Origin of the sequence: Reyranella sp. (assembly GCF_965228225.1) — a bacterium.
Lineage (GTDB): Bacteria > Pseudomonadota > Alphaproteobacteria > Reyranellales > Reyranellaceae > Reyranella.
Genome location: NZ_OZ245801.1, coordinates 1249697 through 1262157 on the forward strand (window position 1 = coordinate 1249697; position 12461 = coordinate 1262157).

General features: G+C 66.8%; 10 protein-coding genes. 8 read left to right on the top strand and 2 right to left on the bottom strand.

What is annotated here, in order from left to right; all coding sequences use genetic code 11:
• Positions 1 to 32: 32 nt before the first annotated feature.
• From ACO07K_RS06085 to ACO07K_RS06105, 5 genes are all read left to right on the top strand, one after another.
• Entirely contained in the window at positions 33 to 1619 is a 1587-nt protein-coding gene (locus tag ACO07K_RS06085) for an ABC transporter substrate-binding protein (RefSeq protein ID WP_422035005.1), read from the top strand.
• A 67-nt stretch (positions 1620 to 1686) separates the two neighbouring features.
• Positions 1687 to 2628, top strand: a complete 942-nt coding sequence (locus ACO07K_RS06090; protein WP_422035006.1) for an ABC transporter permease — start codon at positions 1687 to 1689, stop codon at positions 2626 to 2628.
• A 1-nt stretch (position 2629) separates the two neighbouring features.
• The gene (locus tag ACO07K_RS06095; RefSeq protein ID WP_422035007.1) at positions 2630 to 3505 is read left to right on the top strand and encodes an ABC transporter permease; all 876 of its coding nucleotides are present in this window, start codon (positions 2630 to 2632) and stop codon (positions 3503 to 3505) included.
• Entirely contained in the window at positions 3502 to 4515 is a 1014-nt protein-coding gene (locus ACO07K_RS06100; protein ID WP_422035008.1) for an ABC transporter ATP-binding protein, read from the top strand. The genes ACO07K_RS06095 and ACO07K_RS06100 overlap by 4 nt, the downstream gene beginning before the upstream one ends.
• A complete protein-coding gene (locus tag ACO07K_RS06105; RefSeq protein ID WP_422035009.1) occupies positions 4512 to 5522 on the top strand; it encodes an ABC transporter ATP-binding protein in 1011 nt (336 codons plus the stop codon). The genes ACO07K_RS06100 and ACO07K_RS06105 overlap by 4 nt, the downstream gene beginning before the upstream one ends.
• Here the strand turns inward: ACO07K_RS06105 and ACO07K_RS06110 are convergent.
• Both ACO07K_RS06110 and ACO07K_RS06115 read right to left on the bottom strand, forming a co-directional pair.
• Complete coding sequence (locus tag ACO07K_RS06110; RefSeq protein WP_422035010.1) at positions 5519 to 6175, bottom strand: glutathione S-transferase family protein; 657 nt, start codon at positions 6173 to 6175, stop codon at positions 5519 to 5521. The two genes, ACO07K_RS06105 and ACO07K_RS06110, sit on opposite strands and share 4 nt — an antisense overlap.
• The gene (locus ACO07K_RS06115) at positions 6168 to 7364 is read right to left on the bottom strand and encodes a pyridoxal-phosphate-dependent aminotransferase family protein (protein WP_422035011.1); all 1197 of its coding nucleotides are present in this window, start codon (positions 7362 to 7364) and stop codon (positions 6168 to 6170) included. The genes ACO07K_RS06110 and ACO07K_RS06115 overlap by 8 nt, the downstream gene beginning before the upstream one ends.
• Positions 7365 to 7380: 16 nt before the next feature.
• Here ACO07K_RS06115 and ACO07K_RS06120 point away from each other — a divergent pair, with 16 nt between their 5' ends.
• The 3 genes from ACO07K_RS06120 to ACO07K_RS06130 all read left to right on the top strand — a co-directional run bounded on the left by ACO07K_RS06120 (position 7381) and on the right by ACO07K_RS06130 (position 12357).
• The gene (locus ACO07K_RS06120; RefSeq protein WP_422035012.1) at positions 7381 to 8124 is read left to right on the top strand and encodes a GntR family transcriptional regulator; all 744 of its coding nucleotides are present in this window, start codon (positions 7381 to 7383) and stop codon (positions 8122 to 8124) included.
• The gene (locus tag ACO07K_RS06125) at positions 8121 to 9113 is read left to right on the top strand and encodes a Bug family tripartite tricarboxylate transporter substrate binding protein (protein WP_422035013.1); all 993 of its coding nucleotides are present in this window, start codon (positions 8121 to 8123) and stop codon (positions 9111 to 9113) included. The genes ACO07K_RS06120 and ACO07K_RS06125 overlap by 4 nt, the downstream gene beginning before the upstream one ends.
• A 316-nt stretch (positions 9114 to 9429) precedes the next feature.
• Complete coding sequence (locus ACO07K_RS06130) at positions 9430 to 12357, top strand: FAD-binding and (Fe-S)-binding domain-containing protein (protein ID WP_422035014.1); 2928 nt, start codon at positions 9430 to 9432, stop codon at positions 12355 to 12357.
• The last annotated feature ends 104 nt before the right edge of the window (positions 12358 to 12461 follow it).

Genomic DNA, 12461 nt, shown 5'->3' on the forward strand with positions numbered 1-12461 from the left:
TACTCTCTGCGGGGAGTAAGGGAGTGTTCAAAATGTTCAACCGAGTCTTCGCGGGCGCGCTCGCGCTGGCGCTGCCCTTCGCCGCGGTCCAGGCGCCGGCACACGCGCAGGAGAAAGTCCTCAAGGCCGTGATGCACGCCGACGTGCGTGTCATCGATCCGGTCTGGACGACCCAGACGATCGCCAACATCCATGGTGCGCTGGTCTACGACACGCTGTTCGGCAACGACGCCGATCAGAAGCCGCAGCCCCAGATGGTGGGCAAGTACGAGGTCAGCCCCGACAAGCTCACCTACACCTTCACCCTGCGCGACGGGCTCAAATTCCACGACGGCTCGCCCGTCACGACCAAGGACGTCATCGCCTCGCTGAAGCGGTGGGGGGCCAAGGATGGCGTCGGCCAGCGCCTCATGGGCTTCGTGACCAAGATGGAGCCGGTCGACGACAAGACCTTCACGATGGTGCTGAAGGAGCCGTACGGCATGGTGCTCGAATCGCTCGGCAAGAGCGGCAGCTCGATCGCGGCCATCATGCGCGAGAAGGACGCGCTCACCGATCCGCAGACCCAGGTCAAGGAGTCGGTCGGCTCCGGCCCGTACATCTTCGCCAAGGACCAGTGGGTGCCCGGCAGCAAGGCCGTCTACCTCAAGAACAAGGACTACCAGCCGCGCACCGAGGCGCCGTCTTCCTTCGCGGGGGCCAAGATTCCGGGCGTCGACCGCATCGAGCTGGTCTGGATTTCCGATCCGCAGACGGCGATGTCTGCCTTGGTCAACGGCGAGATCGACTTCTACGAGGCCCCGCCCAACGACTTCCTGCCGATGCTGGAGAAGGCCCGCGGCGTGAAGCTGTTGAAGACCGGAAAGATCGACAGCACCCAGGGCTTCATCCGTCTCAACCACCTGCAGCCGCCGTTCAACAACGTGAAGGCACGGCAGGCGATGTACTACCTGATCAACCAGGAGGACTTCCTGCGCGCCATCGTCGGCAATCCGAAATACTACAAGGTCTGCCCGGCGCTCCTCACCTGCGGCGGACCCTACGAGAGCGCCGCCGGTCGCGAGTGGATGAAGGAGTACAATCCCAAGAAGGCCCTGCAGCTCCTCAAGGAGGCGGGCTACAAGGGCGAGCCGATCACCGTCCTGTCGGCAACCGATCATGCCACGATCACACCGGCGACCCAGGTGCTCATCCAGGCGATGCGCGAAGCCGGCATCAACGTCGACGCGCAGTCGATGGACTGGGGCTCGGTGGTCACACGCCGCGCCAAGAAGGATCCGCCGGCCCAGGGCGGCTGGAACATCTTCGTCACGACGTCGGGCGGCGTCGGTTCGGCCAATCCCGTGCTGCACACCTGGATCGGCGCGGCCTGCGAGAAGGGCCTGTTCGGCTGGCCCTGCGACGCCAAGATCGAGGAGCTGCGTAACGCCTTCGGCATGGCGCAGACCGAGGAGGAGCGGAAGAAGATCGCCAACGAGCTGCAGGGCCGGGCGATGGAGCAGGTCGTGTACATCCCGTTCGGCCAATGGGACACGCCGCTCGCCTACCGCGCCGACAAGATCGACGGTATCGTGCCGAACACGGGTCTCGCCGTGCTCTGGGGGATTACCAAGAAATAATGGCGTATCGAGTATGCGTAGCCGTCGCGCGCGGAGGGGCCTTGCCTGAGTTGGGCAAGGCCTCGTCGTGACCGCCTATATCGTCCGCCGCCTCTTCGCCACCCTGCCGGTGATGGCGGTGGTGGCGTTGTTCGTCTTCTTCCTGTTGCGCTTCGCGCCGGGCGATCCGGCGGCGATCATCGCCGGCGAGGATGCGACCGCCGAAGCGATCGCCGCCGTCCGGGCCAAGCTCGGCCTCGACAGGCCGATGGTCGAGCAGCTCTTCGTCTGGACGACGCAGCTTCTACAAGGGGACATGGGCGTCTCGATCTTTTCGAACATGCCCGTGACGCGCCTGATCGCGCAACGTCTCGAGCCGACCGCGGCGCTCACCCTCTCGACGCTTTTCGTGGCGGTGGCGCTGGCCATTCCCATCGGCGTGGTCGCGGCCTGGAAAGCGCGCAAGCTGGTCGACCGCCTGGTCATGGGCTTTGCCGTGCTGGGCTTTGCCATGCCGGGCTTCGTCCTGGCCTACATCCTGATCTACTTCTTCGCCGTGCAGTGGCAGCTCCTGCCCGTCCAGGGCTACCAGCCGATCCGGGAAGGGCTCTGGCCGTTCGTCGAGAGCCTGATCCTGCCGTCGGTGGCCCTCGGCATCACCTACATGGCGCTGATCGCCCGCATCACGCGCGCATCGATGCTCGAGGTGCTGGCGCAGGACTATATCCGGACGGCCAATTCCAAGGGGCTCGCGACCGACCGCGTGTTGCTGCTGCATGCGCTCAAGAACGCGGCCGTGCCGATCATCACCGTGATCGGCATCGGCATCGCGCTCCTGATCTCGGGCGTGGTCATCACGGAAACCGTGTTCAACATACCGGGCCTTGGCCGCCTCACCGTGGACGCTGTCCTGAAGCGCGACTATCCGGTGGTACAGGGGCTGATCCTCGTATTTGCCGGCGCCAAGGTGCTGGTGAACCTGGTGATCGACATCTCCTACGCCTTCCTCGACCCGCGGATCCGGTACTGACATGGCCGTCGTCGCAGACGATCTCGCCCTGCCGCCCACCCGGCAGTTCTCGCTGTGGAGCGCCGTCCGGCGCAATCCCACGATCGCCATCGGCGCGGTGCTGCTGGCGATCCTGATCGTCATGGCGGTCTTCGCGCCGGTCATCGCCACCAGCGATCCCTTCAAGATCGCGCCGGTCAACCGGCTGCGGCCGCCGTCGGAGCGCTGGTGGTTCGGCACCGACCAGTTCGGTCGAGACATCTTCTCGCGCACGGTCTACGGCGCCCGCGTATCGCTGCTCGTCGGCCTGTCTGTCGCGGCTTTCGCCAGCATCCTCGGGCTGGCCCTCGGCCTGGCCTGTGGTTACTTCCGCAGGATCGACGCCATCGTCATGCGCATCATGGACGGGCTGATGGCGATTCCGTCGATCCTGCTCGCGATTGCGCTGATCACCCTGGCGCGGCCGGGGCTCGGCATCGTGATCGTCGCCATCGTGATCCCCGAAGTGCCGCGCATCGTGCGGGTGGTGCGTGCGGTCGTGCTGTCGATCCGCTCCCAGCCCTACATCGAAAGCGCCATCGCGGGCGGTACGAAGAACTGGAAGCTGCTCACGCGCCACATCCTGCCCAACACGCTGGCGCCGCTCATCGTCCAGTCGACCTATGTCTGTGCCTCGGCGATGCTGATCGAAGCCAGCCTGAGTTTCCTCGGGGCGGGCGTGCCGCCGGAGGTTCCGAGCTGGGGCAACATCATCGCCCAGGGCCGTACCTTCTTTCAGATAGCGCCCTGGACCATCATGATTCCGGGCGCCTTCCTTGCCGTCACCGTGCTGGCGGTGAACCTCCTGGGTGACGGCCTGCGCGACCGGCTCGACCCGCGACTGGCGAGGCGGCTGTGAGCGCCGATCCGGCTCCCATCCTCGAGGTCCGAGACCTGCACACGCAGTTCAGCACGCTCGACGGCGTGGTGCGCGCCGTCGATGGCGTGTCGTTCCATGTTGCCCGAGGCGAGACGCTGGGCATCGTGGGCGAATCGGGCTGCGGCAAGTCGGTAACGGCAATGTCGATCCTGCGGCTGATCCCGCCGGAGACCGGCCGCATCGCTTCGGGTTCGATCAAATTCGAGGGCGAGGAACTCACGACTCTCTCCGAGGAGGAGATGAAGCGGCTGCGCGGTCATCGTATCTCGATGATCTTCCAGGAGCCGATGACCAGCCTCAACCCGGTGCTCACCGTCGGCACCCAGATCGCCGAGAATGTCGTGCGCCATCTCGGTGTTTCCTGGAAGCAGGGGCGCGAGCGGGCCTTCGAGATGCTCGACCTGGTGCGGATCGCCGACGCGCGCCGCCGGCTCGACGAGTATCCCCACCAGCTTTCGGGCGGCATGCGCCAGAGGGTCATGATCGCGATGGCACTGTCCTGCGATCCGCAGGTGCTGATCGCCGACGAGCCGACGACGGCGCTCGACGTCACCATCCAGGCGCAGATCCTCGACCTGATGATCGAGCTCAAGGAGAAGACGGGTACGGCGATCGTGCTCATCACCCACGATCTCGGCGTCGTGGCCGAGACGACCGAGCGGGTGGTGGTCATGTATGCCGGCCGCAAGGTAGAGCAGGCATCCGTGGAGGCGCTGTTCGAGGAGCCGCTGCATCCCTACACGCGCGGCCTGATGCGGGCGATCCCGCGGCTCGACGTCGAGGCGGATGCCGCCGGCACGCGGCCGCGCCTGCAGGAGATTCCCGGCCTCGTGCCGATCCTGACCCAACCGATCATTGGCTGCGCCTTCGCGCCGCGCTGCGGCTTCGCCACCGACCGCTGCCGCAGCGAGAGGCCGCCTCTGGTCGATGCCGGTGGGGGCCATCTCGTGGCCTGCTGGGAAGTCGAGCGCGTGCGGAGGGCGGCATGAGCGACGCGCCCGTCCTTCAGGTCGACGGCCTGGTAAAGCACTTCCCGATCCATGGCGGCCTGTTGCAGCGCCAGGTCGGCGCGGTGAGGGCCGTGGACGGCGTCACTTTCACGATCCGCCGCGGCGAGACGCTCGGCCTGGTGGGCGAATCGGGCTGCGGCAAGTCCACGATCGGCAAGGTCGTGCTCAAGCTGATCGAGCCCACCGCCGGCAGGATCGTGCTGGCCGGGGAGGACGTGACCGCCCTCAAGCCCGGCGCGATGTGGACCCATCGCCGGCGCATCCAGACGATCTTCCAGGACCCGTACTCCTCGATGAACCCGCGCCTGCCCTCGGGCACGATCGTGGGCGAGCCGCTGGAGAATTTCGGCATCGCAAGGGGCGCGGCGCGCGACGAGCAGGTGGCACAGCTGTTCCGTCGCGTCGGCCTGCGGCCCGAGGCGATGCGCAAATACGCCCATGAATTCTCCGGAGGCCAGCGCCAGCGGCTCGGCATCGCCAAGGCGCTGTCGGTCAATCCCGACGTGATCGTGGCCGACGAGCCGGTCTCGGCGCTCGACGTGTCGGTGCAGGCGCAGGTGCTGAACCTGCTGATCGACCTGCAGGAGGAATACGGGCTCGCCTATCTCTTCATCAGCCATGACCTCGCCGTCATGCGGCACATCAGCCACCGCATCGCCGTGATGTATCTCGGCCGCATCGTCGAGCTGACGGACAAGCGCACGCTCTTCACGCAGCCGCTGCATCCCTATACCGAGGCCCTGCTGTCGGCCGCGACCGCGCCCGATCCCAAGCGCCGCGGATTGCGGAAGAAAATCGTGCAGGGCGACGTCCCGAGCCCGGCCAGGCCGCCACCCGGCTGCCACTTCCACACGCGCTGCATCTATGCGACGGCCGAATGCCGCGTCACCGACCCGCCGTTGCTGGAGGTGGCTCCCGGCCACCACGTCGCCTGCCTGCGGCGACCCGTTGGCGGCGATCCCGGACCGCTCTCGATCCCGGGTTAGCGCTGCGGCGTCTCGGCCGGTTCGGTCGCCGTCATGGAGGGGCGTCGCGCGACGGTGTCGTACCAGGCGGCGAGGCTTGGGGCAGCCTCGCGCCAGCCCGGTCCGTAGCGCCATTCGTCGTAGCCGCAGGCGACCGCCGTCGTGATCCGGGCCAGATCGAAAATGTCGGTGAACGGCGACATTTTCTTATCCAGCGCCGCGAAGCAGCGCAGCCCGCGGTCGCGCATCTTGGCGATGAAATCGTCCGACCGATCGGCACCGGTTCGCAGCAGTTCCGCGCGGCGCATGATCTGTGCCTCGAGGATGGCGCAGGCCAGAGCATTGATCTCGAGCGCACGCCATCGTTCGGGTCCGTCGGCGGCGAGGAGGCGATGGTTGCCCAACGTGCCGTCGAGAAAGTCGATGATCGAGTGGGAGTCGGTCAGTGTCACCTCGCCGGCGACGAGCGCCGGGATGCGCACGACCGGCGTTGCAGCCACGAAGTCGGCGGGCATCTCGACGGTCCGCGTGCCCCAGGCGTGCGGCCACTTCGTCTGGACGTAGTCGAAGCGGTCGGAGATACCGAGCTCCTCGATACAGACCCTGACACGCCGGACCCAGGGTGAGGCCGGTGTGACGTAGAGACGTATCCGCTCGGCCGCCGGATCAGGCATTGCGGGCACCGGGTGCGGTGTCGCGGAGGTAGGTGAGGGCGGCCTGGGCGCCGCCGGCCTTGTGCGGCACCTGGGCGAGGCCCAGCGCCATCTCGACGCCGGACAGGGTGCCCATCAGCATCAGGTCGTTGAAGTCGCCGAGATGGCCGATGCGGAACACCTTGCCCGCGACCTTGGTGAGACCTTGGCCCAGCGACATGTTGAAGTTCTCCAGCGCGACCTTGCGGAAGGCATCGGCATCGTGGCCCTCGGGCATGACGATTGCGGTCAGCGAACCCGAATAGGCCTTGGGGTCGCTGCACAGGATCTCGAGACCCCAGGCCGTGACGGCGGTGCGCGTCGCCTCGGCGTGGCGGGCGTGGCGCGCGAACACCGCGTCGAGCCCTTCCTCCAGCAGCATGTCGCAGGCTTCGCTCAGGCCATAGAGCAGGTTGGTGGCGGGCGTGTAGGGAAACCAGCCGTTGGCGTTGGCCACCAGCATCTCGTCCCAGTTCCAGAAGGCCTTCACCATCTTCGAGGACTTCGAGGCCTCGATCGCCTTCTCGCTCACGGCATTGAAGGACAGACCGGGCGGCAGCATCAGACCCTTCTGCGAGCCCGCCACCGTCACGTCGACGCCCCAGGCATCGTGGCGATAGTCGATCGAGCCCAGCGAGGAGATCGTGTCGACCAGCAGCAGGGCAGGGTGCTTCGCGGCGTCGATGGCCTGTCGGACGGCGGAGATGTCGCTCACCACACCGGTCGAGGTCTCGTTGTGGACGATGCAGACGGCCTTGATCGTGTGCCCGGTGTCTTCCTTCAGGCGCTTCTCGATGGCCGCGGGATCGGCCGGCTTGCGCCAGTCGCCGCCCATGAATTCCGATGTGATTCCAAGCTTGTCAGCCATCTTCTTCCAGAGAGAGGCGAAGTGGCCGGTCTCCCACATCAGCACCAGGTCGCCGGGCGACAGGGTGTTCACGAGGGCCGCTTCCCAAGCTCCGGTTCCAGATGCGGGAAAGACGATAACCGGTTGTTTTGTCTGGAAAACCTGCCGGACGGAGCGAAGGACCTTCTTGGCCAGCGCATTGAACTCGGGGCCCCGGTGATCGATCGTCGGATAATCCATCGCGCGAAGAATGCGGTCCGGAACGTTGGTCGGACCGGGAATTTGTAGGAAGTGACGTCCGGCGGGGTGTGAGTTCAGGCGCATCTGGGGTTCCTCTCGCTTGGCTGTTGCATTTTGTATACAATATGCCAGAGTGAGTCCAGTGATGGATGGTTCGGCTCTCCCGATTGCCCGTTCGACGCTGCCCGAGGCGGCGGCCGAACGGCTGCGCGCGCTCATCATCGAAGGCGACCTGGCGCCGGGCGCCAAGCTGAACGAGCGGGAACTCAGCGAACGGCTGGGCGTGTCGCGCACGCCGCTGCGCGAGGCGTTCCGCATGCTTGCTGCAGACGGCCTCCTGGTGCAGCTGCCCAACCGGGGCGCCCAGGTGGTGGCTCTGTCGCCCGCCGACGTGCGCGGCGCCTTCGAGGTGATGGGCGCGCTGGAAGGCCTCGCGGGCGAACTCGCCGTGGCACGGGTCACGGACGCCGACATTGCCCATCTGACGGCGCTGCAGGAGGAAATGGAGGCAGCCCACGCAGGGCAGGACTTGCCGGCCTACTACCGGATCAATCGGCTGATCCATGACCGGCTGAACGCCCTCGCGGATAACGCCGTGCTCGAGCAGACCTACCGCACGCTCAACGCACGGCTGCATGCCCTCAGATTCCGGTCGAATCTCAATCCCGGCAAATGGGATCAGGCGGTCGCCGAACATCGCGCGATGATCGAGGCGCTTGCGGCGCGGGATGGCGCTGCGCTACGTGACCTGCTCGTGGGGCACCTGCGCGCCAAGCAGCAGGCCGTGCTCGATTCCATGGAAAACAAGGACGACAAGAACCTTCTGGGAGGAAAACTGCCATGACGACAACGACCAAGACTTCGCGCCGCCGGGCCCTCCAGCTCGGCCTCGCCGCCACCCTGGCCGCGCCGGCCGTGGCCCGCGCCCAGCAAGGCTGGCCGTCCGGCCCGATCACCTGGGTCAATCCGTTTCCGGCCGGCGGCGGCACCGACGTCTTCGCCCGTCCGCTGGCGGCGCAGGTCGGCGAGCAGCTCGGCGTGCAGATCCTGATCGACAACAAGGGCGGTGCGGGCGGCACGGTGGGCGCCTCGCAGGCGGCCAAGATGAAGCCCGATGGCCAGACCTTCTTCGTGGGAGCGATCCATCACACGATCGCGCCGTCGGTCTACAAGACCCTCGATTACGATCTCGAGAAGAACTTCGAGCCGATCACCATGATCGCGCTGGTACCCCAGGTGATCTCGATCAACCCGAACAAGGTGCCCGCCAAGACCGCGGCCGAGTTCATCGCCTACCTGAAGGCCAACCCGAACAAGCTGAACTATGCCTCGGCCGGCACTGGCACGGCGCATCATCTGGCGGGCGAGCTGTTCAAGCTCGAGACCAAGACCGAGATCGTTCATGTGCCCTATCGCGGCGCCGGTCCGGCGATGCAGGACCTTCTGGCCGGCAATGCCGACATGATGTTCGACGGCATGGGCACCTCGGCGCAGCAGATCAAGGCCGGCAAGCTGCGCGGGCTCGCGGTTGCCACGGAGAAGCGCGTGCCGGAATTCCCCGACATGCCGACCGCGGCCGAGATCGGCGTGCCGGCCTGGATCGTGTCGACCTGGTACGGGGTTTGGGCGATCAAGGGGACGCCGAAGCCGATCGTCGAGCGCATGTATGCCGAGATCGTCAAGGCGCTCGCGGCGCCCAAGCTGCAGGCCATCTGGAAGGAGCAGCTGGCGCAGGTCGGCGGCGAAACACCGGCCGAGTTCGCCAAGCGCATCCGCACCGAAATCGAGAAGTGGCAGAAGGTCGTCGCGGCGGCCGGCGTCAAGCTCGACTGAGGATGGAGAAACCCACCTCATGATTTCAACGCTCCTCTGTATGCCCTCTCCGCCCGCGTTTCACGCAGGGCGAGAGGGAGGGGACCCGCGCGGAGCGCGGGGAGGGAGAGGTGGGTCGGATGCGGGAGCGAATGGGGGCGAACGAGATGGCTGAACGACCCGTCATTCAAGGGTCCCTCACTTCGTTCGGGATGACGGCATTTTCGGCGCTGTCGCAGTGTGATGACGCAGGAGACCCTGTCATCCCGAACGAAGTGAGGGACCTTTCGCTTCACCTTCATGCGGGCAGTGTCCGCGCTCTGGGATCGCCTCGGATATGAGCAAGCTCGAACAGAATCTGCGGCGCAGCCTCAAGGGGGAGGTCCTGTTCGACCGGGCCTCGCGCGGGCGCTATTCGACCGACGCGTCGATCTACCAGGTCGAGCCGGTGGGCGTCGTGATTCCGCGCGACGAAGCCGACCTGGCTTTGGCTGTCGACGTGGCGCGCGACGCCAAGGCGGCAATCCTTCCGCGCGGCGCCGGCACGTCGCAGTGCGGCCAGACGGTGGGCGAGGCGCTGGTCATCGATTGTTCGAAGTACCTCCGCGAGGTGGTGGGCTTCGACAAGGCCAAGCGGCAGGTGACGGTCCAGCCGGGCATGGTGCTCGACCATCTCAATGCTTGGCTGAAGCCGCACGGGCTTTGGTATCCCGTCGACGTCTCGACCTCGGCGCAATGCACCTTGGGCGGCATGGCCGGCAACAATTCCTGCGGGTCGCGCTCGATCCGCTACGGCAACATGGTGCACAACGTCGCCTCGATCGACGCGCTGCTGGCCAACGGCCAGCGCGCCCGGTTCGGGTCGACGCGGCCGGAGGACATGCCCCCCGGCGTGCGCGCCATCGCGGATAAGGTTGCGGAGCTGGCCTTCGCCGAGCGCGCCGAGATCGAGCGCATGTACCCTCACGTGCTGCGCCGGGTCGGTGGTTACAATCTCGACATCTTCTTCCCGCAGTCGGAGCGGCCCTACACGACCGACAATTCGGTGAACCTCGCGCACCTGCTGGTCGGCAGCGAGGGCACGCTGGCGGTGACCGAGCGGCTCACGCTCAACCTGGTGCCGCTACCGAAGCACAAGACGCTGGGCGTCGTGAACTTTCCGAGCTTCTACAAGGCGATGGACAGCGCCCAGCACATCGTGAAGCTGAAGCCGGCCGCCGTGGAGCTGGTCGACCGCACGATGATCGAGCTGGCGCGCGCCAATCCCGCCTTCCGGCCGGTGATCGAGCGGGCGCTGATCGGCCAGCCCGAGGCCATCCTGCTCGTCGAGTTCGCGGGCGAGGAGCGCGCGGATCAGCTGCGCGATCTGGCGCGGCTCGTCGAGCTGATGGCCGATCTCGGCATGCCGGGCAGCGTCGTGGAGATGCCGGAGCCCAGGCCGCAGTCGGAGCTGTGGGAAGTCCGCAAGGCCGGCCTCAACATCATGATGTCGATGAAGGGCGACGGTAAGCCGGTCTCCTTCATCGAGGATTGCGCCGTTCCGCTCGAACATCTTGCCGATTACACGCAGCGCCTGACCGACGTGTTCGGCAAGCACGGCACCAGGGGCACCTGGTACGCCCATGCCTCGGTCGGCACGCTTCATGTGCGGCCGATCCTCGACATGCGCCGGGACGGTGCCGAGAAGATGCGCGCGATCGCCGAGGAGGCCTCGGCGCTGGTGCGCGAATACAAGGGCGCCTTCTCGGGCGAGCATGGCGACGGGCTGGTGCGCTCGGAATGGGTGGCGTGGCAGTTCGGGCCGCGGCTCAACAAGGCGTTCGAGACGGTCAAGGACCTGTTCGATCCCGAGAACATCCTGAACCCCGGCAAGATCGTGCGGCCCTCGCGCATGGACGACCGTTCCCTGTTCCGCTTCAAGCCGGGATACGAGTCGCTCAAGTATGAGCCGGTGCTCGACTGGTCGGCGTGGAATGTCCAGACCGATCCGGTCACCGAGATCTCGACCGCGCCCGGCACCGGCGGCGACCTCGCCGGCGGCTTCGCGAAGGCCGCGGAGATGTGTAACAACAACGGCCATTGCCGGAAGTTCGACGCCGGCACGATGTGCCCGTCCTTCCGCGTGACGCGCGACGAGAAGCATCTGACGCGCGGCCGCGCCAACACGCTGCGCCTCGCGCTGTCCGGCCAGCTTGGTTCCGAGGGCTTGCGCTCCGACGCAGTGGCGGCGGCGATGGACCTCTGCGTGAGTTGCAAGGGCTGCAAGCGCGACTGTCCGACCGGGGTCGACATGGCGCGTATGAAGATCGAGGTGAAGTCGGCGCGCCGCATGGCCAAGGGCTTGAGCTGGCGCGACAGGCTGATCGGCGCCACGCCATCGATGGCGCCGTATGCCCGCCGCATGCCCTGGCTTTTCAACGCGGCCTGGTTCGTGCAGTCCTATCTCGGCTTCGCCAAGCAGCGGCGCCTGCCGCAGTGGCGCGGCGACACGTTCCTGTCGACCACCGAGGTCGACGACAACGACGCCACCGTGGTGATCTTCGCCGACACCTTCTCGAACAATTTCGAGCCCGAGATCCTGCACGCCGCCCGCCGGGTGCTGACCGCGGCGGGCCATCGCGTGGCCGTCGCCTGGCCGACCCTCGGCGCGCCGGCTCTGTGCTGCGGCCGCACCTATCTGGCGACCGGTCAGGTCGAGCGGGCGAGGGGAGAGGCGTTGCGCACGCTGAACGCGCTCAGGCCCTTCGCGCAGAAGGGCGTGCCGATCATCGGCCTGGAACCATCCTGCCTGTTCACCCTGCGCGACGAGTTCCTGGCGCTGGGCCTCGGCGAGGATGCCGAACTGGTCGCCGCCCATGCCATGCTGTTCGAGGAGTTCCTGGCACGCGAGAAGAAGGCGGGGCGCCTCGAACTGGCGCTCCAGCCGCTGTCGGAGAAGACCGCGCTGCTCCACGGCCACTGCCACCAGAAGGCCTTCGGCGCCATGAGTGCCGTGCAGGAGGTGCTCTCGCTCGTGCCCGATCTCGCGGTGACGCCCATCGAGTCGAGCTGCTGCGGCATGGCCGGCAGCTTCGGCTACGAGGCCGAGCATTACGAGACCTCGATCGCCATGGCCGAGCTGTCGCTGCTGCCGGCGGTCCGCAAGGCCGACGCGGCAACCCTCGTCGTGGCCGACGGCACCTCGTGCCGGCACCAGATCGCCGACGGGTCGGACCGTCAGGCGATACACGTGGCACAGGTGCTCGAGCGCGCGCTGGCCGCGTGAGCCAATTGCGGCGCGGGCGGCCCTGTGGCACGGTCCGCGGCCTATGAGAAATCCAAGAAATCCCTATTCCAGCGCCGAAATCGACCGTGCCAGCCATGAGCGCG